Origin of the sequence: Actinoplanes sp. NPDC089786 (assembly GCF_040684855.1) — a bacterium.
Taxonomy (GTDB): domain Bacteria; phylum Actinomycetota; class Actinomycetes; order Mycobacteriales; family Micromonosporaceae; genus Actinoplanes.
Window position 1 is genome coordinate 535,160 of sequence record NZ_JBFBGU010000001.1, and the last position, 22,699, is coordinate 557,858.

General features: G+C 71.8%; 21 protein-coding genes and 1 tRNA gene. 12 read left to right on the forward strand and 10 right to left on the reverse strand.

Going from position 1 to position 22,699, the window contains the following annotated elements; genetic code table 11:
• Positions 1 to 35 precede the first annotated feature (35 nt).
• Positions 36 to 341, forward strand: a complete 306-nt coding sequence (locus AB0O15_RS02550; protein WP_364313019.1) for a hypothetical protein — start codon at positions 36 to 38, stop codon at positions 339 to 341.
• 192 nt (positions 342 to 533) lie between these two features.
• Here the strand turns inward: AB0O15_RS02550 and AB0O15_RS02555 are convergent, their stop codons facing one another.
• Complete coding sequence (locus tag AB0O15_RS02555) at positions 534 to 1,427, reverse strand: glycoside hydrolase family 19 protein (protein ID WP_364313022.1); 894 nt, start codon at positions 1,425 to 1,427, stop codon at positions 534 to 536.
• Between the two features lie 192 nt (positions 1,428 to 1,619).
• Here AB0O15_RS02555 and AB0O15_RS02560 point away from each other — a divergent pair, with 192 nt between their 5' ends.
• On the forward strand, positions 1,620 to 2,909 hold the full coding sequence (locus tag AB0O15_RS02560) for a methyl-accepting chemotaxis protein (protein WP_364313024.1): 1,290 nt from the start codon (positions 1,620 to 1,622) through the stop codon (positions 2,907 to 2,909).
• Between the two features lie 34 nt (positions 2,910 to 2,943).
• Here the strand turns inward: AB0O15_RS02560 and AB0O15_RS02565 are convergent, their stop codons facing one another.
• A complete protein-coding gene (locus AB0O15_RS02565; protein WP_364313027.1) occupies positions 2,944 to 3,642 on the reverse strand; it encodes a phytanoyl-CoA dioxygenase family protein in 699 nt (232 codons plus the stop codon).
• A gap of 72 nt (positions 3,643 to 3,714) precedes the next feature.
• Between AB0O15_RS02565 and AB0O15_RS02570 the strand changes: the two genes are divergently transcribed.
• The 3 genes from AB0O15_RS02570 to AB0O15_RS02580 are packed head-to-tail and all read left to right on the forward strand — an operon-like array spanning position 3,715 to position 5,612.
• Positions 3,715 to 4,617, forward strand: a complete 903-nt coding sequence (locus AB0O15_RS02570) for a GntR family transcriptional regulator (protein ID WP_364313030.1) — start codon at positions 3,715 to 3,717, stop codon at positions 4,615 to 4,617.
• A 16-nt stretch (positions 4,618 to 4,633) separates the two neighbouring features.
• Positions 4,634 to 4,804 (forward strand): CPBP family intramembrane glutamic endopeptidase, encoded by a 171-nt coding sequence (locus AB0O15_RS02575; protein WP_364313033.1) that lies wholly within the window; start codon positions 4,634 to 4,636, stop codon positions 4,802 to 4,804.
• Between the two features lie 46 nt (positions 4,805 to 4,850).
• Complete coding sequence (locus tag AB0O15_RS02580) at positions 4,851 to 5,612, forward strand: tetratricopeptide repeat protein (RefSeq protein WP_364313036.1); 762 nt, start codon at positions 4,851 to 4,853, stop codon at positions 5,610 to 5,612.
• A 52-nt stretch (positions 5,613 to 5,664) separates the two neighbouring features.
• On the opposite strand, the gene AB0O15_RS02585 is transcribed toward AB0O15_RS02580, so the two are convergent.
• Positions 5,665 to 5,738: transfer RNA gene (locus AB0O15_RS02585), tRNA-Pro, on the reverse strand.
• Positions 5,739 to 5,812: 74 nt separating this feature from the next.
• On the reverse strand, positions 5,813 to 6,706 hold the full coding sequence (locus AB0O15_RS02590; protein ID WP_364313039.1) for a metallophosphoesterase: 894 nt from the start codon (positions 6,704 to 6,706) through the stop codon (positions 5,813 to 5,815).
• Positions 6,707 to 6,731: 25 nt separating this feature from the next.
• Here AB0O15_RS02590 and AB0O15_RS02595 point away from each other — a divergent pair, with 25 nt between their 5' ends.
• On the forward strand, positions 6,732 to 7,184 hold the full coding sequence (locus AB0O15_RS02595) for a GatB/YqeY domain-containing protein (RefSeq protein WP_364313041.1): 453 nt from the start codon (positions 6,732 to 6,734) through the stop codon (positions 7,182 to 7,184).
• A 65-nt stretch (positions 7,185 to 7,249) separates the two neighbouring features.
• Here the strand turns inward: AB0O15_RS02595 and AB0O15_RS02600 are convergent, their stop codons facing one another.
• Complete coding sequence (locus tag AB0O15_RS02600) at positions 7,250 to 9,667, reverse strand: transglycosylase domain-containing protein (RefSeq protein ID WP_364316976.1); 2,418 nt, start codon at positions 9,665 to 9,667, stop codon at positions 7,250 to 7,252.
• Between the two features lie 319 nt (positions 9,668 to 9,986).
• Between AB0O15_RS02600 and AB0O15_RS02605 the strand changes: the two genes are divergently transcribed.
• Positions 9,987 to 10,289: a WhiB family transcriptional regulator gene (locus AB0O15_RS02605; RefSeq protein ID WP_364313044.1), complete on the forward strand. Its 303-nt coding sequence runs from the start codon at positions 9,987 to 9,989 to the stop codon at positions 10,287 to 10,289.
• A 17-nt stretch (positions 10,290 to 10,306) separates the two neighbouring features.
• On the opposite strand, the gene AB0O15_RS02610 is transcribed toward AB0O15_RS02605, so the two are convergent.
• The 3 genes from AB0O15_RS02610 to AB0O15_RS02620 all read right to left on the reverse strand — a co-directional run bounded on the left by AB0O15_RS02610 (position 10,307) and on the right by AB0O15_RS02620 (position 13,582).
• Positions 10,307 to 11,452 (reverse strand): ArsA family ATPase, encoded by a 1,146-nt coding sequence (locus AB0O15_RS02610; protein ID WP_364313047.1) that lies wholly within the window; start codon positions 11,450 to 11,452, stop codon positions 10,307 to 10,309.
• A 25-nt stretch (positions 11,453 to 11,477) separates the two neighbouring features.
• Complete coding sequence (locus tag AB0O15_RS02615) at positions 11,478 to 12,437, reverse strand: ArsA-related P-loop ATPase (protein ID WP_364313049.1); 960 nt, start codon at positions 12,435 to 12,437, stop codon at positions 11,478 to 11,480.
• Between the two features lie 68 nt (positions 12,438 to 12,505).
• Positions 12,506 to 13,582: a hypothetical protein gene (locus AB0O15_RS02620; protein ID WP_364313052.1), complete on the reverse strand. Its 1,077-nt coding sequence runs from the start codon at positions 13,580 to 13,582 to the stop codon at positions 12,506 to 12,508.
• Positions 13,583 to 13,660: 78 nt separating this feature from the next.
• Between AB0O15_RS02620 and AB0O15_RS02625 the strand changes: the two genes are divergently transcribed.
• From AB0O15_RS02625 to AB0O15_RS02645, 5 genes are all read left to right on the forward strand, one after another.
• Positions 13,661 to 13,816, forward strand: a complete 156-nt coding sequence (locus AB0O15_RS02625) for a DUF4177 domain-containing protein (protein ID WP_185038204.1) — start codon at positions 13,661 to 13,663, stop codon at positions 13,814 to 13,816.
• A gap of 85 nt (positions 13,817 to 13,901) precedes the next feature.
• Positions 13,902 to 14,387: a RidA family protein gene (locus AB0O15_RS02630; RefSeq protein WP_364313055.1), complete on the forward strand. Its 486-nt coding sequence runs from the start codon at positions 13,902 to 13,904 to the stop codon at positions 14,385 to 14,387.
• 103 nt (positions 14,388 to 14,490) lie between these two features.
• Entirely contained in the window at positions 14,491 to 15,276 is a 786-nt protein-coding gene (locus tag AB0O15_RS02635; protein WP_364313058.1) for an MBL fold metallo-hydrolase, read from the forward strand.
• Positions 15,273 to 18,920: an adenylate/guanylate cyclase domain-containing protein gene (locus AB0O15_RS02640; protein WP_364313060.1), complete on the forward strand. Its 3,648-nt coding sequence runs from the start codon at positions 15,273 to 15,275 to the stop codon at positions 18,918 to 18,920. The genes AB0O15_RS02635 and AB0O15_RS02640 overlap by 4 nt, the downstream gene beginning before the upstream one ends.
• Positions 18,921 to 18,951: 31 nt before the next feature.
• Positions 18,952 to 20,271 (forward strand): serine/threonine-protein kinase, encoded by a 1,320-nt coding sequence (locus AB0O15_RS02645; protein WP_364313062.1) that lies wholly within the window; start codon positions 18,952 to 18,954, stop codon positions 20,269 to 20,271.
• A 1-nt stretch (position 20,272) separates the two neighbouring features.
• Here the strand turns inward: AB0O15_RS02645 and AB0O15_RS02650 are convergent, their stop codons facing one another.
• Entirely contained in the window at positions 20,273 to 20,671 is a 399-nt protein-coding gene (locus AB0O15_RS02650) for a VOC family protein (protein ID WP_364313065.1), read from the reverse strand.
• Positions 20,672 to 20,692: 21 nt separating this feature from the next.
• Positions 20,693 to 22,699: a biotin carboxylase N-terminal domain-containing protein gene (locus AB0O15_RS02655; protein WP_364313068.1), complete on the reverse strand. Its 2,007-nt coding sequence runs from the start codon at positions 22,697 to 22,699 to the stop codon at positions 20,693 to 20,695.

Genomic DNA, 22,699 nt, shown 5'->3' on the forward strand with positions numbered 1-22,699 from the left:
CAATGGGAGATTCGCTGCTCTCGAGAGGACGGACCATGACACCCTTCGCGCTGCTGTTCCTCCTGGCCCTCGCCGGCTCCTCCTGCTTCGCCATCGGCCGCGCCCTGGGCCGCGGTGAACGCTACGAGAAGGGCTACCGGGCCGGCTTCCGCGACGGCGAGACGGGTTCCCTGGCCCGCGCCGCCCGCCTGATCTCACTCAACGAACGCCCGGCGATCGCGCCCGCGGTCGAGTCCATGATGCTCCCGGCCTCCTACGCGGTCCCCCAGCAACTGCCCCCGCAGCGCGCCGCGGCGCCCGCGGTGGTGGGGGTTCCGGCCCGTCCGCAGCTCGCGCTCTAACCCTTGGGAAGTACGCCGAACACCCGGTCCCGCCATCTCGGCGGCCTGACCGCAACTCCAGGCCGTCCCCCGCCATCCGGCCCGGTGGGTCGTCACCCCAAGACCAAGGACAAAGTCATCGAGAGGGGTACGGCCGCCGCCCGGCCGTACCCCTCTCGGCCCCTCTTCCGTGTTGAAGCCTGTGGGTGGTGATCAGCAGTACAGGTTGCCGCCCGGGTCGACGCCGAGCAGTTGCGTGAAGCGCAGGTAGGAGTTGACCCGGCTCTGCACCTGGGCCGGGTTGCCGCCGTCGCACTCGCGCGACCCGTTGATGCTGCGGATCGTGCCGCCGAAGCCGGAGCCGCCGGTGATCGCCTGATGCGCGGTCATCGTGTTCGGGCCGTTCTGGCTCATCCAGTACCAGAAGGCGGTCTGGAAGGTGATCGACGTGTCGGTCTTGACCAGGTCGGGGAAGTGCAGCAGGTCGACGCCGAGGTAGTCGCCGGCCGCCTTGTAGTTGTAGTTCCAGCTCAGCTGGATCGGACCGCGGCCGTGGTAGGCCGTCGGGCCGGCCGGGCAGCCGTACGGCCGGCTGAGGTCGCAGTACTCGCCCCAGGGTTGGTGTTCCTCGGCGTACTGCAGCTGGCCCGACTCGTGGTCGATGTTGGCCAGGAACGCCGCCACCTCGCGCTTGCGGGTGGTGTCGTCGCCGGCGGCGAAGGCCGGAAAGTGGCCGGCCGCGTCGACCAGGCCGGCGTACGTGTAGATCGGCAGCCGGTTGGGGAAGTTCTGCTCGAACTGGGTCTGGCTCAGCGGGAAGCCGCCGGCCGGGGGCGGGTCCTCACCGCCGCCGCCACCGCACGCGCCCTGGTCGGCCCAGACGTCCCACTGGCCGCTGTGCGTGGCCGGGCTGTCGTTCTGGGTCCACCACTTGGCGCGGTAGTTGTGGCCGCTCTGCGAGGCGACGTTGTCGGCGACGTACACCTGGGAAGCGTTCCAGGCCGCGGCGCAGGCCGCGGCGGCTTGGGAGGCGGTCATCGGGACGAGGGCCGCGGCAGCGCCGGCAAGAGCAACGCCGAAGCACGCGAGCAGACGGTTCTTGCGCATGGGGGGATCAGCACCTTCAGGCTGGGGGGCCGTGAGGACACATTGAGCCAACCCGATGTCTGAGGCTGCGTCAACTACTGTTAGGAAACTTCAAGGAATGAACAAAGCTCCCGTTTTGCACCCTCCGAACGCGCCGATGGGAGACCGCGGAGACGAAGTAGGGATGGTGACCCGATCCCGAAAGGTGCAGTGATGTCGGCACTTGCCCGCCTGATCCCCGACGTGCCGCTCTCCGACCACGCCTTCGACGCCCGGCACCGGGTGCTCCGGGTGCTGCTCTGGGTGCACGTCCCGGTGATCCTGGTGATCGGCTTCTTCGCCGGCCAGCTCAGCCCCGGTCACCACGCCCCGCTGCTGCTCACCGTCCTCGGCGGCGTGATGGTCTGCGGCGTGATCGCCGGCCTGGCCGCCTCGCAGCGCGGCCGCGCCATCTCGACCAGCGTCGGCTTCCTGCTCGCGGCGGACGCCCTGGTGCACGCCGGCGGCGGCATGATCGACCTGCACTTCCACTTCTTCGTGGTGATCGCACTGATCGGCCTCTACCAGGACTGGCTGGCCTTCGCGCTGGCCGTCCTGCTGGTCGCCGGCCACCACTTCGGCATCGGCCTGCTCGCCCCGGGCCTGGTCTTCGGCGAGCACGGCGACCACAGCGCCGGCGCGGTGTTCAACCGGGCCCTGCTGCACGCCGGCTTCGTGCTGGCCATGTCCGCCGCGCAGATCACCTACTGGTACTTCGACGCCGCCGTCCGCCGCGAGAACGAGGCGCGCCAGACCCAGCTGGCCGAGGAGAGCGCCACCCAGCTGCGCGAGGCCGCCGAGCAGGCGAGCCGCCGCGAGGAGTCGGCCCGGGCCGAGGCGCGGGCCCAGCTCGAACGCTCCGAGCAGATGGCCGTACGCCTGGAGGACGTGCTCCAGCGCACCAGCGCGACCGGCGCCCGCCTCCGCACCGACGCCGACGAGGCGCTCGGCGGCTTCGAGTCGGCCCTGTCCGACGTCACCCGCACCGTCACGCACGCCAGCGACCAGGTCACCACCACCCTGAGCGACGCCGACGCCGCCCTCAAGTCCCTGGAGGAGCTGCGTACGTCGGTCGCCGACATCGCCACCATCGCCAACCTGATCCAGGCCGTCGCCGACCAGACCAACCTGCTCGCCCTGAACGCCACCATCGAGGCGGCCCGGGCCGGCGAGGTCGGCAAGGGCTTCGCGGTCGTCGCCGGCGAGGTCAAGCAGCTGGCCGGCCAGACCGCCACCGCCACCGCCCGCATCGAGGCCACGCTCGCCGAGGTGACCACGGGCGCGGCCGCGGTCGGAACCGCCGTCAGCGGCATGACCAGCCGGCTCGGCGCGGTCGCCGACGCCCAGCGGCTGGCCGCCTCGGTCATGGACGAGCAGGTCGCCATGGCCGCCCACACCCGAAGCCTGGTCACGTCGGCCGCCGACCAGGTCGCCAACTCGGCGTCCGAGGTCTCCATCCGCTGACCCCGCTCCTGACCTGCGTCCGCGCGGAGGATGTCTAAAGCTTGTCGATAATCTCGACGAGCATCATGCGCGGCGTGGGGTCGGCGTTGGGGGCGGCCGCGTGGAGGGTGCGCGGGTGCATGAGGACGACGTCGCCGGGGGCGCCGGTCAGTTCGCGCACGGTGACCGGGATCCCGTCGAGGACGGCCGTGTCGCCGACCGCTCGCCGGCCCCGCAAGACCTCGCCCAGCCACGGGTGGGCGTCGGCCAGCGCCGTCCGCACCTCGCCGGACGCCCAGACGCCGGTGCGGGCGATGTGCCGGTTGACCAGCTCGTGCGAGCCCTCCAGCACGACTGTGCCACCGCCCCGCGGGCTGGCCGGGAGCAGGAACGTGAAGACCGTGACCCCGGGCAAGGCGGGTTCCGGCCGCCACGAGTCGAGATGCCAGCCGGTGGTGGGCACGCTCCAGCCGTCGCCGGGAAACGTGATCAGCGGCAGGCCCCAGGCCTTCGGACGCTGCCACGCGCCGAGCAGGTCGTCGAGGGCGGCGACCACGGCGGGCGCGGCCATCGCGGCGAAGGCCCCGGAGCGGCGCAGCGCCTGCAGATGGCGGGGCCGCTCGACGGTCCAGGTCTCCGGCCGGTCCGGCCGCAACCCGTGGCGATCGGCCAGGAACGCCCAGAATCGTTCGCGCATGGCCGCCACGTCGGCCTCGGGAACGGCGCCGGGCAGGTGGCGCAGGGCGAAGGTCATCGTCCTTGCGTACGCCCCGGGGTGGCGAGACCACCAGCGGATTCTTGTCGTCCTATGACATAGAGTGATCAGATGAGCGAGCTGACCGTCGACTCGACGTCGGCCACGCCGGTCTACCGGCAGATCGTCGAGCAGATCCGCTACCTGGTCGAGGGCGGTGGTCTGCGGCCGGGTGATCGCCTTCCGCCGGTCCGCCGGCTCGCCGACAATCTGGGCGTCAACCGGAACACCGTCGCCAAGGCGTACTCGATGCTCCGGGAACTGCGGCTGATCGAGACCAAGGGCGCGTCGGGGACGACGATCGCCGGCCGTCCGCCACGCGCGCGGGCCGATCTGCGGGAGGCGGTCCTGGAGGCGGTGCGCGGCGGGATGACCCCCGAGGCGGTTCGCGACGCCGCGTACGCCATCGCTCAGCAAGCCGGGTCCGATGTGCGGGCGGTCTTCGCCGAGTGCAACGAAGAGCGCGCGTCGGCCTTCGCCAAGGAGCTTTCCGACCGGCTGTACGCCGACGTGCGCCCGAGCCTGCTCACCGAGCTGGACGCCGCGACGGCCGATGCCGAGCTGGTCATCACCACGTTCTTCCACCTGGCCGAGGTCCGGCGCTGGGCGCATGCGGCCGGTCGCGAGATCGAGACCGTGGCGATCGTGGTGGCGCCACACATCCGGACCCTGATGAAGGTGGCCGAGCTGCCCGAGGGGGCCCGGGTCGGCGTCCGCTACTCCACCCTCCACCAGGCCGAGCAGGTGCGGGACTGGCTGGCCGCGGCCGGTCGGGCCGAGGTGGTCGTGGTGCCCTACGCGGCCGCCGAGCCCCGTCCCGACCTGGCGGTGCTCGTCGTCCCGAGCGAGGAGCCGGCCCTGGCCGCGGTGGCCGGGCCGGACACCGAAGTGGTCGAGTTCGGCAACGTCCTGGACGAGGGATCGATCCAGATGGTCGGCACGGTTCTCGACGACCTTCGTAGCCGCCCCGTTTGACCTAGGACAAGATGGCTTGATCTTCGCCCTGATGCACGGCCTCAACGCGGTGTTCGTGACCGCGCTGGTCGTCGGCCTGGTCGCCGCCGAACTGCGCCGGCGCAGCGGTTCGGTCTGGCCCGGCGTCGTGGTCCACGTCACCAACAACCTGATCGGCCAGGGCCTGGTCCTGTTCCTGGCGAGCTGAGGGGAAACAAGCCCCGTCCGGCGCCCGGGGTGCGACGCTGAGCCACATGGGTGGCGGGACAACAACCAGGGAAGTCGTCGACGCGCGTACGCTGCTCGACCGGTCCTTCGAACTCGGCCGGTCCGGCCGCCACGAGGAAGCCGTGGTCACCTGCCGGGAAGCCATCGCGGCCTACCGCCGGGAGGCCGAGGTCAAGATCGTGGTCCACGAGCCCGGCCTCGCCCTGACCCTGATGGGCCTGGCCCTGTCGTTGCAGAGCCTGGCGCTGTGGTCGATCGCGCTGGACGCCCGCGGCGAGGCCGTGAAGGCCGACCTGGAAGCGGTGGCCGTCCACCGCCAGCTGATCGAGCTCAACCCCGCGACCGACCGGTCGAGCTTCGCGTCGGCCCTCGACCGCCTTTCCGCCCTCCTGGCCGAGCAGGGCGACCACGATCAGGCACTGATCGCGTGCCAGGAGGCCGTCGCGCAGTACCGCCAGGTAGCCGACCTGCCGTCACTCGCCCACGCGCTCTACCACGTCGCGGTGCGGCTGGGCGCGGTCGACCGCCACGACGAGGCGCTGGCGGCGTGCACCGAGGCCATCGGCTACTTCCGCGAGCTGGACCCGGCCGAGTACCTCCCCGAGCTGGCCGACGCCCTCCACAACGGCGCCGCCGAGCTGTACGAGCTGGGCCGGTACGACGAGGGCCTGGCCGCCATCAACGAGGCCATCACCCTGCGCCGCCACCGGCCCGACGACGACGGCGGCGCCAAGCTCGCCAAGTCGCTGCGCGTGCGGGCGGTCATCGTGGCGAAACTGAACCACTAGCACCGAACGAACAAGGGCCGGTCTTCATGAGAAGACCGGCCCTGCATGCGCGTCGGGGTGGCCGGATTTGAACCGACGGCCTCTTCGTCCCGAACGAAGCGCGCTACCAAGCTGCGCCACACCCCGCAACGTGCTGAGCAATAGTATCCGACGCCCCGCCCAGGGTGAAACCGGTATACCGCTCCGGACGAAACCGCAGGTCAGCGCGGTATCAAGGTGAGCACGGTGGCTTCCGGGCGGCAGGCGAAGCGGATCGGGGCGGTGGGGTGGGTGCCCAGGCCGGCCGAGACGTGCAGCCAGCTGTCGGTTCCGGGCCAGCGGTGCAGGCCGCGGGCCATGTGGTGGGGGAGGTCGCAGTTGGTGGTCAGGGCGCCGTAGCCGGGGACGCGGACCTGGCCGCCGTGGGTGTGGCCGGCCAGCAGGAGGCTGAAGCCGTCTTGGGCCATCGGGGCGAGGACCCGGCTGGCGGGGGTGTGGGTGACGCCGATGTGCAGGTCGGCGCCGCGGGAGACGTGGCCGGAGACCGACGGGTAGTCGTCGCGCTCGACGTGCGGGTCGTCGACGCCGGCCAGCTCGACCGAGCGGCCGCCGGCCTTGATCACGGTGCGGGCGTTGTTCAGGTTGATCCACCCGGCGCCGGTGAAGGCGTCCCGCAGGTCCTCCCACGGCAGGTCGACGCCCTGCACGTACTCGCGCTCGGACAGCAGGTACCGCAGCGGGTTCTTCCAGATCGGGCCGCGGTAGTCGTTGCTGCCGAAGACGAACGCGCCGGGCACGTCGAAGAACGGATCGAGGGCGTTGAGTACGCCGGGGACGCCGCCGGGCGACGACAGGTTGTCGCCGGTCACCACCACCAGGTCGGGGTCGGTGCCGCGCAGCGCCGCCACCCAGGCCTGCTTGCGCCGCTGCTCGGGCATCATGTGCAGGTCCGAGAGGTGCAGGATGCGCAGCGGCTCGGCATCCGGTTCGAGCACGGGCACGTCGAAGCGCCGCAACGTGAACAGGTTACGCTCGACCAGCGACGCGTACGCGAAGGTGGCGCCCCCGAGGGCGGTGAGACCGGCGGCCAGCGAAATTACGGTGCGCTTACGCATGAGGGCAAGGGTAGTTTCTCGGTTCATGGGATCGCTCAAGGACCGCCTGAACTCCGACCTCCGCTCCGCCATGAAGGGGCGGGACGAACTCACCACCTCGACCCTGCGCCTGGCCATGGCCGCCGTGCAGACCGCCGAGGTCGCCGGGGACGCGGCGCGGGACCTGTCCGACGACGAGGTCACCGCCGTGCTGACCAAGGAGGCGAAGAAGCGGCGCGAGGCGTCGGCCGCGTTCGCCAAGGCCGGTCGTGGTGACCAGGCGGCGCGAGAGAGCGCCGAGGGCGAGATCCTCGACCGCTACCTGCCGAAGCAGCTGTCCGACGAGGAGATCGCCGAGATCGTGGCCGGCGCGCTGGCCGCGGGCGGCTTCACCGGCAAGGGGCAGATGGGCCCGGCGATGAAGGCGGCCCAGGCGGCGGTCGCCGGCCGGGCCGAGGGCGGCCGGGTGGCCGCCGCGGTCCGCCAGCGGCTCGGCTGAGGTTCGCCGGCAGCTGGGCTGAGACGAACGAACCCCCAGGGCGAGTGCCCTGGGGGTTCGGCCGATCAGTTACGTCTCGGTGGGTTCTGACCGCCCGGTGGGGCGGGACCCCCGTTCGGCGGCAGCGTCACGCCGCCCTTGCCGTTGCTCACCTCGATGCCGATCGGGCTGCCCTTGATCGACTGGCCGCTCGGGTTGGTGCCCGCGGCGGTGCCGGCCGGGCACTTCGAGTCGACCTGGCCGCCGACCACGTACGGGTCGAAGTCGGCGCCGGCCAGGCGGGACTTCGCCTCACCGATCGACGAACACTCGACGTTCGGCACGCGGCGCTGGTCGCCGACCGTGAGTTTCTTGTTCCCCGGTTTCTTGAAGCCCTTCGACGGTTTGCCCTTCATGTAGTCGGCCACGGTCTTGTACACTGCGGGGTTGATGACGTCGTGGCTGATCCGGTCGTTGTGGTTGGCCCAGTCCGGATTGACCTCGTAGCCCGCCACCACGATCGACGTGGTGCCGACGATCAGCGAGGCGGTCTTGGCCGAGTCGGTGGTGCCGGACTTGCCGAACACCGGGTGGCCGACGTCGCGGCGGACGTTGCCCGCGGTGGCGCCCTTGCAACGGCCGAGGTACGACTGGTCGCCGACCGGGCAGCGGGCGGCGTCCAGGGCCGATCGGGCCACCTCGGCCGACGTCGCCCGGGTGCAGTGCGGCTTGCCGACGTCGATCTTCTGGCCGCGCTGGGTCTTGATCTCCTGCACCGGGGTCGGCTCGCAGTACATGCCGTCGCCGGCCAGGGTGGCGTACGCGTTGGCCATCTCGAGTGGCGTGGACGAGGAGACGCCGAGCGTGAACGCGCCCCAGTCGTGGGCGTATTCCTTGTTGTTGGCCAGGCGGGCGTCGTTAGCGGCGCGGAACTGCACGCCGAAGCGCTTGGCCACGTCGACCACGTTCTCGGCGCCGACCCGTTCCTCCAGCGGCACGAAGAACGTGTTGCGGGAGGTGCCGAAGCCGGTCCACATGTTCGTCGGGCCGGCGTCCGCCCCACCGGCGTTCTTCGGGCAGTACTTGTTCGTGCCGGGGCAGGCGGCCGGGCTGCCGTACTGGACGATGTAGTTGGTCTTGGCCACCGGACCGGCGTTGATCGTGGTGCCGAGCGGCATGCCCTTCTCCAGGGCGGCGACCATGGTGAACATCTTGAACACCGAGCCGCCCTGGTAACCGGTGATGTCGCCGCCGCCACTGAACAGCGGGTTCACCGTGTTGGGGGCGCTGCCCCGGAGGCCCTTTTTCTTCTTCTTGGGGTCGGAGGACAGCTTGTTCTGCGGCTTGGCCGGATCGTCCAGCTTGAACTTGCGGTTGGCGGCCAGGAACTTGACCTGGCCGGTGCCGGGCTGGATGCCGGCCAGCAGCACCGCGTTCTGGTTGGTGTCCCTGATCTTCTCGGTGGCCCGCTTACGCGCCTGGTCCTGCGCCTTGGTGTCGAGCGAGGTGACGATGCGGTAGCCGCCGCTCTTGAGCTGGCGCTCCCGGTCGTAGTTGTTGACGCCGAACGCCGGCTGGCTGTTCCACCAGCGGTAGAAGTAGTCGCAGAAGAAGCCCCAGCTGTTGGTGCGCACCGACGTGCAGCCGTTGCCGACCCGCTTGATGTTGGTCGGGATCTTGGTGGCGATCGCGTCGGTGTATTCCTTGGGCGTGATGTAGGCCATGTCGCGCATGTTGCCGAGCACCCAGGTGCGGCGGTCCTTGGCCTGCGGGTAACCGGTCTTGGTGGTCGGGTCGAACGCGGACGGCGCCTTGACCATGCCGGCCAGCAGCGCCGACTCGGCCACGGTGAGCTTGCTGGCCCGCTTGCCGAAGTAGACCTGGCTGGCCGCGGCGATGCCGTACGCCCCGCTGCCGAACGGCGCCGTGTTCAGGTACCGCTCGAGGATCTGCTGCTTGGTCATCTCCTTCTCGACCTGCAGCGCGTACTTCATCTCGTTGACCTTGCGCTTCGGGGTGTCCTTGGTCGCGTCGACGACCTCCTGCGGGCTGGTCGCCGTGTAGGCCAGCGACATCCGCACGTACTGCATCGTCAGCGTGGACGCGCCCTGCTGGGACTTGCCGGTGTTGTTGTTCACGAAGGCACGCGCGACGCCCTTGACATCGACGCCCTTGTGCTTGAAGAACTGGTGGTCCTCGGCGGCGACAATCGCGTCCTGCATGTTCTGCGCGATGTCCTTGAGCCGGACGTCGCTGCGGAACTCGTCGTACATCGCGGCGATCTGGGTCTTGCCGTCGCTCGCGTAGACCCGGCTGACCTGTGGCGCGGTCGCGGTCTTGAGCGTGCTCGGGAGCTGGGCGAAGGTGTCGCTGCCGGCCTTGGCGGCCAGCCCGGACATCGCCACCGCCGGGAACGCGGCAGCCGCGACCACCACCCCGGCCAGCAGACCGCAGATGAGCAGCGAGGTCGCGTTGGCGAAGATGTTGTGATCGCGTCGGCGCATCCAGGAACTCACGCGCACAAGTTACCTGACCGGTGCACGCGTCTGCTCGGCGAGAAGGTCACGGTTCGCCGAGAGTGATTCTGCACGCTCAGCGCGCCATCCGCTCCGTTTTCCCCCAAGACGTTCACCCAGATGGTGCGATCGGCTGACCGGACTTGCCCGACTGTGCCCACCTATGCCGATTTTGAGGGTGAACGTTGCGTAATCGCCCGACTACAGAGCATGATGGTCCGGCGAGCTATCGCACGACGTCAGCGCGGCTTGGGGGACACATGAGCCCGCAGACGTCAGGGGGTAAAGCAAGGGGGGACGTTTACAGATGGGAATGATCAGCGACTGGCCCAGCATGGCGGCGTGTCAGAGCGGCGACCCGGACGCGCTGTTCGTGCAGGGTGCCGAGCAGAACGTGGCGAAGAGGATCTGCCGCAGCTGCCCGGTTCGCTACGAGTGCCTCGCCGACGCGCTGGACAACCGCATCGAATTCGGGGTCTGGGGCGGGATGACCGAGCGGGAACGCCGCGCGCTGCTGCGCCGGCACCCGCACGTGGCGAGCTGGCGGAAGATGTTCGAGGCCGCGCTCAAGGAGAAGAACGCCGACAAGGTGCTGGTCTCGGCACGCTGACCTGAACCATCAGGGGTTCATGGCCGCCCGGTCGTGGCCAGGGCCGCGCCGATCGTGCGCAGCCCGTCGACATCGTGCACGTCGGCGGGCTGGGCCACGATCGCGGCCGTGGGCACGACCGGGAACGCGTCGGTGAACGTCGCGGCCACCCGGGTCTCGCGCTCGGTCTGCCGCAGCAGCGTGGCGTGGATCCGGAGCGCGTCGGCGGTGACCTCGTTGCCTTCGGTCGCGTCGAGAGCCGCCGCGGCCCGCTCGGCCTCGTCGGCGCTCAGGCCGGGCAGCTCGGACCGGTGCACCCGGTTCAGCACCAGGCCGGCCAGCGGCATCCGCTCGGCGACCAGCCGCTCGGCGAAGTAGGCGGCCTCTCGCAGCGCGTCCCGTTCCGGGGTCGCGACCAGCAGGAACGCGGTCTGTGGGTCTTGCAGGATTCGGTACGTCTCGTCGGCCCGCTGCCGGAACCCGCCGAACATCGAGTCGAGCGCGGCCACAAAACCCGACAGGTCGGTCAGCAGCTGGGCGCCCAGGATCTTCTGCACTGCCCGCGAGAACAGCCCGAAAGACGCCGTGACCAGCGAGAACATGCTCCGGCCGCCGGTTCGGGCGGGCGCCAGCAGCAGCCGCAGCATGCGCCCGTCGAGGAAGCGGGAGAGCCGGGCCGGCGCGTCCAGGAAGTCGAGCGCCGAGCGCGACGGCGGCGTGTCGACCACGATCAGGTCCCACTCGTCGGTGGCCCGGAGCTGGCCCAGCTTCTCCATCGCCATGTACTCCTGAGTACCGGCGAAGGTCGAGCTCATCGCCTGGTAGAAGGGGTTGGCGAAGATCTCCGCGGCCCGCTGCGGCGTGGTGTGCTCCTGGACCACGTCGTCGAAGGTCCGCTTCATGTCGAGCATCATCGCGTGCAGCTCGCCGCCGCTGGCCTCGGTGTCGATGCCCTTGACCTGCCGAGGCGTGTTGTCCAGCTCGGTCAGGCCCATCGACTGCGCCAGCCGGCGGGCCGGGTCGATGGTCAGCACCACGGTGCGCCGGCCGTGCACCTCGGCGGCGCGTACGCCGATCGCGGCGGCGGTCGTGGTCTTGCCGACACCGCCGGAACCGCAACACACCACGATCTTGGTGACGGGATCGGCCAGCACCGCGTCGAGGTCGAGGCGCGCAACGGTCACCACCCGAGCGTAACCAGTCCGGTCGTCAGGCACCCATCAACGCCTCGGCCAGTGCGTCCAGGCCGGCCCGGTCGACCCCACGGGCGAGCAGCGACAGCTCGACCATCGGCAGACCCAGCTCGGCCAGCTCGCCGCGCAGCGACTCCTCCAGCCCACGGCGGGTCAGATGGGCCTTGGCCTCGTCCTGGAGCACCGCGACGGTGCCCGCGTCGGTGGCCAGCCCGGCCGCGGTCAGCCCGCGCTTCAGCTCGGCCTTGGTGACTTTGCCCTCAGTGAGCAGAGGCGGGCGTACGGCGTTCAGAATGACCCGGCCGACCGGGATGTCCAGGGTGCGCAGCTCGGCGATCGCGTCCAGGGTCTCCTGGACCGGCATCTCCTCGAGCAGGGTCACCACGTGCACCGACGTGATCGGCGAGCGCAGCAGGGACGCCACGCCCTCGCTCTGGTTCTTGATCGGGCCCATCTTGGCCAGCCGCGCGGTCTCCGCGGTCACGTTCAGGAAGCGGCCGATGCGCCCGGTCGGCGGCGCGTCGAGCACCACCGCGTCGTACACCCGGCGGCCGTCCCGCGACCTCGTCGTGGACTCCTTGACCTTGCCGGTGAGCAGCACGTCCCGCAGGCCGGGGGCGATCGTGGTGGCGAAGTCGATCGCGCCCACCTTGCGCAGCGCCCGCCCGGCCGCGCCCAGTCGGTAGAACATCTCGAGGTACTCGAGCAACGCTTCCTCGGCGTCCACGGCCAGCGCCCGCACCTCGCCGCCACCCGGCACGCTGGCGATCCGCAGCTCTTTGTAGGGCAGCGGCTCGACGCCGAACAGCTGAGCGATGCCCTGCCGGCCCTCGACCTCGACGAGCAGGACCTTGCGCCCGCCCTCGGCCAGGCCGAGCGCGAGCGCGGCCGCCACGCTGGTCTTCCCGGTCCCGCCCTTGCCGGTCACCACGTGCAGGCGAGCCGGCCAGCGCGAGGTCCGCAGTTGGTCACCCATGGTTCGAGAGTACGGCGAGGCTGTGCTTACCCAATCAAGGATGTAACCCCGATGTGAGCGCGCTCAAGTCAGCCCTTGATCTCGCAGACCAGCCAACCCGATTTCCGTACGGTCGTGAAGGTCAGCGTCTGCTCGGCCGTCTTCTCGTCCTCGGTCGCCATGGTGAGCTGAACCGACACCGTGGCGCGCTCGTCGGTCCGCCCGTCCACGGCCGGCTCGTCCCAGCGGAAGGTCGGCGCGTCGTACTCGGCGGCGTAGCCCTTGATCTGTTCGACCTTGGCGGTCAGCTTGTCCTTGTCGCGCGCCTCGCGGCAGACCAGCTCACCGGCCGCGCCCGGGTCCTGGCGGGTGTAGACCGCGGTGAGGAACTCGTTCACCGCGGTGGCCGGGTCGGGTGCCCCGCCGGTGTCGCTGTCCCGCAGCAGCAGGTAGGCCGAGGCCGCGCCGCCACCACAGAGCAGCAGCGTGGTGGTCAGCGTCACCGAGATCCACAGCCCGTTGCGCCGGCGGCGGTCGCTGTCCTCGGCCTTGAGCGGCACCTCCCACGGCGGGGCCGCCGGCACCGGCACCGCGGCCGCGCCCAGCAGCGACGGGATCTGCACCTCGGCCGGCGGCGAGTGCTCGAACGAGAGGTGCTCGGGCGGCACGTACTGCCACTCGCCGGGCTTCTCGTGCCGCGCGTGCCACGGCCCGCTCGGCACCGGCTGGTGCCACACGGTCGGCGCCTCGCCGCCGGGCACGGCCGGGAGCTGGGTGGTGTCGTCCGTGCGTACCGCCGGCATCTGTTCGGTCTGGTCGGACACCGCGGGCAGCAACTGGGTGCCGGCGTCGCTCGAAGCGGCGGGCTCGCTGGGTTCGGCCGCCGCACCAGGTTCGGCCGATGCGCCAGGCTCAGACGCGCCAGACTCGTCGGCGAAGGCGCCCGGCGGCGGGTACGGAGCCTCGATGGCGTCCGGACCCGCATCGATGAAGTCCGCCCCGTAGGAAGCCAGGGCGGACTTGTGCGGCGGTTCCGGAGCGGGCACCGGCTCGGGCGGCGGGATCGGCTGAGGCGGATCGGAGTCCGGAGCCGGGACCGGCACGGGCTCCGGATGACTGGGCGCCGCCGTCATCTCGGGCCCGTCGTCCTCGGTCTCGTGTGACATCGCGCTCAGCCTAACCAAATCGGGACTCGCGCGAGCCCTAAGCTGTCGCGGTACCCGAATCGAAGGAGCACATCGACGATGCAGAAGTGGGAGTACGTGACCGTGCCTCTGCTGGTGCACGCCACCAAGCAGATTCTCGACAACTGGGGTGAGGACGGCTGGGAACTGGTCCAGGTCGTGCCCGGTCCCAATCCCGAGCAGCTGGTCGCGTACATGAAGAGGCCCAAGTCATGACCGACCGCACCGAGCCGCACACGCCGGCGGCGGCCGGCGGCGCCGCACGCGAGGGCCGGAAGGGCATGACAAAGGACGGCACAGCATGACCGTTCCGGTCAGCGGGGAGGGCGGGGCGGCGATCTACGCCCGCCTGGCCGAGCTGGGCCTGACCCTGCCACAGGTGGTGCCGCCACTGGCCGCGTACGTGCCGGCCGTGCAGTCCGGCAACTACGTCTACGTCTCCGGCCAGCTGCCGATGGTCGAGGGCACGCTGGCCGCGACCGGCAAGGTCGGCGCCGAGGTCTCGGCCGAGGAGGCGACCGGCCTGGCCCAGATCTGCGGGCTGAACGCGCTGGCCGCGATCGACGCGCTGGTCGGCCTGGGCCGCGTGGTGAAGATCGTGAAGATCACCGGGTTCGTGGCGTCCGCGCCCGGGTTCACCGGGCAACCGGGCGTCGTCAACGGCGCCTCCGAGCTGTTCGGGAACGTGCTCGGCGAGCTGGGCCGGCATGCCCGGAGCGCGGTCGGCGTCGCGGAGCTCCCGCTCGGCGCTCCGGTCGAGGTGGAGGTCATCGCCGAGGTGGCCTGAGCGGGCAGGTCCGTGTGCGTTTGTGCACGAGACCTGACCGAAAGTGACCGGATCGCACATCCGGTCCCTGCCACGTGGCACGAAGCGACGTACCATCCGTGACGTGGGTCGTGCTGCTCAGGAGGGTCTGCCCGGCTGGGTGACGCTGGTGCGCGCGCCCAATCCGGGCCCGATGACGCTGGATGGCACCAACACCTGGGTGTTGCGTGCGCCGGGGGCCACCGACGCGGTGGTGATCGACCCCGGTCCGCGCGACGACGGTCACCTCGCGAGGCTGGCCGAGCACACCCCGGTGAGCACGATTCTGATCACGCACGGCCACGGTGACCACGTGGAGGGCGCCGCCAAGCTGTCCCGGCTGCTCGGCGGCGCTCCGGTCCGGGCGGCCGACCCCCGGCTCTGCGTGAACGGCGAGCCGCTGACGCCGGGCCGGCTGTCGCTGGCCGGGCTCGACCTCGAGGTGCTGGCCACGCCCGGGCACACCGCCGACTCGGTGTGCTTCGTGACCGAGGACGCGGTGTTCACCGGCGACACGATCCTGGGCCGGGGCACCACGGTCGTCGCCCACCCGGACGGCGACCTCGGCGCCTACCTCGACAGCCTGACCGTGCTCACCGCGTACCCGAGGATGTTGCTGCCGGGGCACGGCCCGGCGCAGGACGACTGCGCCCGGGTGGCACGGGCCTATCTCGCGCATCGGCGTGAGCGGCTGGCGCAGGTGCGCGCGGCGATTGCGGAGGGTGCCGACACTCCGCAGGCGATTGTCAACTCTGTGTATCGAGACATCGACCCGAAAGTACGGTTTGCGGCGGAGATGTCCACCCGGGCTCAGCTCGAATATCTGAGGCGGGAATCACAACCGGGTGCGCAACAGTTGGACCCGCTGTGACTTGTCCCGTGTGTGGAACCGTCGCCGTTCCCGGTGCCCGTTTCTGCCACAACTGCGGCGCCGCCCTGCCCGCCGCGGCCACCCTGCCGGCGGCCGAGCGGCGGATCGTCACCGTACTGTTCGGCGACCTCTCCGACTTCACCTCCTGGTCCGAAGACCTCGACCCGGAGCGGGTCGGCGCGGTCACCGACCGGGTGCTGGCCGCGCTCGCGGGCGCCGTCAAGACCTTCGGCGGCCACGTCGACAAGCTCACCGGCGACGGGATCATGGCCGTGTTCGGCGCGCCGGTGGCCCACGAGGACGACGCCGAGCGGGCCGTCCGCGCCGCGCTGAGCATGCAGCGCGCGGTCCGCCGGGTGCTGGACGACGAGCGCGGCGGCGGCGCCCCGCTGGGCCTGCGCGTCGGGCTGAACACCGGCGAGGTGGTGGCCGGCATCCAGGCGTCCATCGAGTACACCGTCATCGGCGACACCGTGAACACCGCCGCCCGGCTGGCCGACGCCGCCGCGGTCGGCGGGGTCTACGCCGGTGCCCGCACCACCGGGGCCACCCGGCACGTGGCGGCCTGGCGGCAGCTGCGCCCGCTGCGGCTGAAGGGCAAGCGTGAGCCGGTGCCCGCGTTCGAGCTGCTCGGCCTGCACGACGCGCCCGGCATGCGCTCCGGCGTGGGCGACGAGGCGCCGTTCGTGGGCCGGGAGACCGAGCTGGGCCGGGTGTCCGGGCGGCTGTCCGAGGCGATCGACACGCTCACCCCCCGGGTCATGGTGATGACGGCCGAGGCCGGGATCGGCAAGACCCGGTTCGCGACCGAGATCAAACGCCTGGCCGCCGGGTACGACGTGAGCAGCCACGGCCGGTTCGCGGCACACACCGGCGCCCGGGTGCTGCGGGTGCGCTGCCGCGCGTTCGGCGAGCGCCGCCGCTTCGCGCCGCTGGCCGACCTGGTCCGCAAGTCGGCCGGACTACCCAAGGACGTGACCGCCACGATCACCCGCCCGGTGGTCGAGGAGCGGCTGAAGAAGCTGGTCAACCGGCTGGGCCGAGACGGCGAGCCGGCCCGGGTGGACATCGACCGGCTGCTCGGGCTGCTCGGCTACGGCGAGGCGCCGACCGTCCCGGTGGGCCCCAACGCCACCGCCGACTGGGCGCCCAGCGGCAAGCGCACCGACGCCGAGGCGATCTCGATCGCGGTCGCCGACCTGCTCAACGCGCTGGCCACCGAGGCGCCGCTGGTGGTGATCGTGGACGACCTGCATGACGCCACGGCCACCACGGTCGACGCGCTCGGGATGACCCTGGCCCGGCTCGACGGCCCGGTGGTGGTGCTGCTGCTCGGGCGGCCCGAGCTGGTGCGTACGGCCGGCGCGCTGACCCGCCTCTCCGAGGCCGAGGTGCACACGCTGCCGTCGCTGCGCGGCGCCGACGCCGCCCGGCTGCTCACCTCGTACCTGAACGGCGGCAAGCTGCCCCAGCCCGACGCGGACCGGCTGCTCGCCACCGCCCAGGGCAACCCGTTCTACCTGGCCGAGCTGGTCACGCTGCTGATCGAGCGCGGCGCGCTGATCCCCGCGGTGGGCGCCAACGCGGCCGGCAAGTGGCAGCTGGCCGCCGGCTCGATGGGCAGCCAGCTGCTCTCCCGCGACCTGGCCGCGGTGCTCGCCGCCCGCATCGACGCGCTGCCGGCCGAGCCACGCTCGGTGCTGCGGGACGCGGCGGTGGTGGGTGACACGGTGCCGACCGGCGTGGTCGAGGCCCTGCGTGAGCGCCGCGCCGCCAGCGACGCCCGGCCCGGCGCGGTCGCCGCCGTCGAGCTCGAGCGCGCGGTCGACGAGCTGCTGCAACGCCGCATGCTGCACCGGGTTCGCGGCGGGTTCGCGTTCACCACGCCGCTGATGCGCGAGGGCGCGTACGCCGGGATCGGCAAGGCCGAGCTGGCCGACAAGCACGCCTACCTGGCCCGCTGGGCGGCGCCGGAGTCGGTCACCGAGCTGGGCTACGACGCGGCCGGCCGGCTCAGCCTGACCGAGAACGAGCGGGACGCCTTCGTGGCCACCCACGCCGAATGCGCGGTCGAGCTGGCCGACCAGGTCCGCCTGCGCGCCGACGCCCCGGCCCGGCAGGTCGGCCCGCTCGGCATGAACGCGCTCAGCCGGCTGGCCCGGCGGGCCCTGGCCAACGTGGAGCCGGGCGCCACGATCGAGTACGGCGAACGGGCCACCGCCCTGGCCAAGGGTGACCTGCCGGTCGCCGACCAGCTGGTCCAGGCCCGGGCGTTGCTGCGGCTGGGCCGGGCCGACGAGGCTCTGGCGTACGGCGAGAAGATCGCCGGGGTGGCCGACGACGACCCGGTCGCGCGGGCCGAGGCGCTGCTCGTGGCCGGCCGCGCGCACGAGGCGCTCGGCGACATGCCACGGGCCACGGTGTCCTGGCAGCGGGCGCTGGACGTCGCCACCGAGGCCGAGCTGGCGCCGGAGCGGGCCAACGCGATGCGCCGGCTGGGCATGGCCGACTTCCTGGCCGGGCGGCTCAGCCAGGCCAGTAGCCGGTTCGCGGCCGCCTACCAGGTGACGCTGGCCGCGGGCGACCGGCACGGCCAGGCCTGGGCGCTGCAGAACCTGGCCTGGGTCACCACCACCCGCGGCGACTTCACCGGCACCGACGCCGTCCTGGGCCGGGCTGCGCGGCTCTTCGCCGAGCTGGGCGATCCGGTCGGGCGCTCCTGGCTGCGCGGCACCACCGCGTTCGCCCGGCTGCTCTCCGGCCGGCTGACCGAGGCGCGCCGGCTGGCCCAGGTTTTCCTGCCCTTCGGCGAGCGGGTCGGTGAGGGCTGGGCGGTGGGCACGCTTCGTGCGGTCGAGGCGTACGCGGCCAGCGAACTGGGCGACCTCGGTGAGGCGGACCAGGAGGCGCGCCGCGCGTACAAGGAGTTCAGCGCGGTCTCCGACGACTGGGGGCGTGGCCTGGCGCTGGTGGTGCGGGGCGCGATCGCCCGCGGCCTCGGCGAGTGGGACCACGCCGCCGACCTGTTGACCGACGCGCTGGGTTACGCCGACCGCACCGGGCACCCGCTGCTGCTCGGCATGGCCGGGACGATCCGCGGCTTCGTCCACCTGCACCGGGGTGACACGGCGGCGGCCGAGGCCGATGCCCGCCGGGTGATGAGCGCGGTCGAGCCACACAATCCGCTCGCGCCCGCGCAGGTGGGGCCGCGGGTGCTGCTGGCCGAGGCGCGGCTGCGGGCCGGTGACGCGTCCACCGCGGTCGGGCTGCTGGCGCCGATCGCGAGTGACACGGGCACGCCGTCCCTGCTGTTCTCGCGGCGGCAGGCGCTGGCCTCGTACGCATCGGCCCTGTTGGCCGAAGGCCGGGGTGACGCCGCGCTGACCTGGATCGTCCGGGCCCGCGAGGTGAACGCGGAAGACGTCCGCAGCAGCGTGGTGGCGGCCGGGGTGCACGCGAGGGTGCTGGCGGCGGCCGGTTGTCTCGACGAGGCCCGGGTGGCCGCCGACGAAGCGGTCCTGCTCGCCCGCTCGACCGAACAGGCAGGTGAACGCCTCGCGGCGGAGGAATTGCGAGACGCTCTCGCCCTGCCGCTGACCGGTCCGGCCGAATCAGTTGTCCTTACCTCTGACGTGCCTGGATGATCTCAGCCGCTCCTGGGTTATTTTCATAGCCGTGACGGACACCCCGCCTGGCGCCCTGCCCACACCCTATGTGCCAGGCATGTCCGGATTGTCGGTCATGGCCCGCGGCGGATACGCCACTGTCTACAAAGCCACTCAGGATTCGGTCGGCCGCGAGGTCGCGATCAAGGTCGAGAACCGCACCCTGGACAACCCCCGTGATCAGGCCCGGTTCCTGCGCGAGGCGCGCGCGGCCGGTCGCATGTCCTCGCATCCACACGTGGTCGACCTGTTCGACGTCGGTGTCACGGTCGACCAACACCCCTACCTCATCATGGAACTGTGCGACGGCTCGTACCTCGACCGCATGCGCGTCTCGCCGCTCGGCGCGGTCGAGGCCCGCGACCTCGGCGTCAAGATCGCCGACGCGCTGGTCCACTCGCACGCCAACGGGGTGCTGCACCGCGACGTGAAGCCGGCCAACATCCTCTACTCCCACTTCAACCCGGCCGTGCTCGCCGACTTCGGGCTGGCCGTGCTGGGCGAGATGCGCGACTCGTCGGTCACCCTCGAGGTGCTGACCCCGGCGTACGCGCCGCCGGAGATGTTCCGCCACGACACCCCGTCCGGCGCGGTCGACGTCTACGCGCTCTGCGCCACCCTGTACGCGGTGATGAAGGGCCACCCGCCGCGCTGGGAGGGCGACCGCAGCCCCAGCCTGATCACGTTGATGGACCTGTTCAACCGGCCCATCCCCGACCTGCCGCACATCCCGCAGTCGATGACCGACGTGCTGCGCTACGGCATGACCAACGACCCGCGCGCCCGGCCCACCGCCGAGCAGCTGCGCGAGATGCTCGGCGGCCTCCAGCTCGCCCCCGGCGGCACCCCGCCCGTGCCGCCGACCCTGTACCGCTCGGCCCACAGCTTCGGCACGCCCCGCCCGGTCCCGCCGACCAGCCAGACCCAGCCCGACGAGACACCCACCGTCAACACCGAACGCAAGAAGCGCAGGTGGTTCCTCGGCGGCTTCGGCGTGTTCCTGCTGGTCGCCGTCGCCCTGGCGGGCGCCTGGCTGGCGTCGTCGGCGCCACCCGCCGGCGTGCGCACCCTGGCCGGCAAGCTCCGCGTCCCGGTCTCCTCGGCCTCACCGATCGGCTGGCGCACCTACGCCACCGGCCGCCTCCCGGCCGGCGTCGACCCCGCGAACCGAGCGGCCGTGACCGGCGACGAAACAGTGCGCGAGGTGTGCAGCGTCCGATCGTTCCGCCGCGCGACCGAGGTGACCGACCTGCACGGCTGGTCCTTCGCCGTGCGCCCACCCACCGGCGACGACCGCACCTTCCACTGCCTGGCGGCGCCGAACCGCTGAATCAGTTGTCGTTCGCTCCGAGGAGGTCCCAGCGGTTTCCGGCCAGGTCGAGGAAGACGGCGACGCGACCGTAAGGCTCGGTACGCGGTGCGCGAACGAACGTGACACCGGCCTCGGTCATCCTCCGGTACGTCGCGTCGAAGTCGTCGGCCCGGAGGAAGAACCCGACCCGGCCGGCGGTCTGGTGGCCGGCGGCGGCACGCTGGTGCTCGCCGTCGGCGCGGGCAAGAAGGATTCCGGTCTGCGCCCCGGGAGGGCGAACCACCACCCAGCGCTTCGGCCGTCCGTCGTTGGTCAGCGACGGCGTGTCCTCGACCAGGTCGAAACCGAGCACCCCGGTGAAGAAGGCGATGGCCGGGTCGTAGTCGTCGACGATCAGGGCAACCAGGTCGATCTGCACCCCGAGAGCGTACGAATGGATCTACTCGGGGTCGAGGACGGCCAGCAGTTCGCCGGTGTCCACTTCGGCGCCGGGGTGCACCGGGACTGACGCGACGACCCCCGCGGACGGGGCGTGCACGGGATGCTCCAGCTTCATCGCCTCCAGGGTCAGGAGCAGTTCGCCGGCGCGTACTCGCTGGCCCGGCACCACCAGGACGCGCCGCACGGCGCCCGGCAGCGGGGCGATCAGCGAACCCTCGGCCGCCTCGGGGGCGGGCAGCGGGAACCGTGGCACCTCGCGCAGCGTGACCGAACCCTCGGGGCTGTCCACGTAGGACACCTCGCCCACCCGGTGCACGTGGAAGGTCAGCCGGATGCCGCTCACGTCCAGTGCCACCTTGTCGCGGGAGGCGTACACGACCGTGGTCGGCGGGTGGTCGTCGATCGTCGGCTCCTGCCCCAGCCCGGCCAGGTCGAGCTCCTCCGGGTCGACCGCACGCACCCACCAGCCGGCCAGCTCACCGTGCCGGTTCATCCGGTAGCCCACCTCGACCGGGCCTGCCGGGCCGTCGTAGACCGAGGTCTGCGAGCCGGAGGGCACGTTGCGCCAGCCGCTGGGCAGGGAGTGGAGCACGCGGGCGGACGAGCGGCGACCGGCGGCGCCGGCCAGGGCGGCGGCCAGGCAGGAGATGCGTACGGCGTCGACCGACGAGAGCAGCGGCGCGAAGACCTCGGGGTGCCGGTCGAGGAAGCCGGTGTCCACCTCGCCCATCCGGAACGACGGGTGCCGCAGCACCCGGACCAGCAGGTCGCGGTTGGTCACGACGCCGTGCAGCTGGGCCCGGGCGAGCGCCGAGCCGAGCATCCGGGCCGCCTCGGGCCGGGTCGGCGCCCACGCCACCAGCTTGGCCAGCATCGGGTCGTGGTGCGCGCCGACCACCGAGCCGTCGGTGACCCCGGCGTCGAGGCGGAGGCCGGGCTGTGGCAGCGGGCGGAACGAGCCGGCCACGTCGGGGACGGCGAAGCGGTGCAGGGTTCCGGCCGCGGGCAGCCACGCGTACGCCGGGTCCTCGGCGCAGATCCGCACCTCGATCGCGTGCCCGCGGATCGGCGGCGGGCCGGGCATCGGCAGCGGGCCGCCCTCGGCGATCAGGAACTGGAGCCGGACCAGGTCGTACCCGGAGACGCACTCGGTGATCGCGTGCTCCACCTGAAGGCTCGGGGTCAGCTCGAGGAAGTGGAAGTCGCCGGCCGCGTCGAGCAGGAACTCGACCGTGCCGACGCCGACGAAGCCGAGCACCTTGACGCTGACGATCGCCGCGCGGCACAGCTCCTCGCGCAGCGCCGGGTCCACCGCCGGGGACGGTGTCTCCTCGACGATCTTCTGGTAGCGGCGCTGCACCGAGCACTCCCGTTCGCCGAACGGGACCACGTTGCCGTGCGCGTCGGCCAGGATCGGGATCTCGATGTGCCGGGCGTCCTCGACGTACGGCTCGCAGAACACGTCCGAGCCGACCTCCTGGCGGGTGGTGGCGACCGCCTCGGCCAGCGTGACCCTGTCGCGGACCACGCGCATGCCGGTGCCGCCACCGCCGATGGCCGGCTTGATCAGCACCGGGAAGTCAGTGACCTGCGCCGGGTCGGTGTGCGTGGGCAGCACCCGTACGCCCGCCTCGGCGACCCTCGCCTTGCTCTCGATCTTGCTGTGCAGCGTGCCCAGGATCTTGGCCGGCGGGCCCACCCAGATCATCCCGGCGTCCACGACCGCGGCGGCGAAGTCCGGATCCTCGGCCATCACACCGTTGCCCGGATGCACCGCGTTGGCGCCGGCGCGGCGGGCCGCGGCGATGATCAGATCGCCGCGGAGGTAGGTCGACGACGGCGAGTTGCCGGGCAGGTGGACGGCGTAGTCGGCCTCCGTCACATGCGGCGCGTCGGCGTCGGCATCGGAGTAGACGGCAACCGTCTCGATGCCGACCAGGCGGCAGGTGGCGAACACCCGGCGGGCGATCTCACCACGGTGGGCCACCAACAGACGTCGGATCAC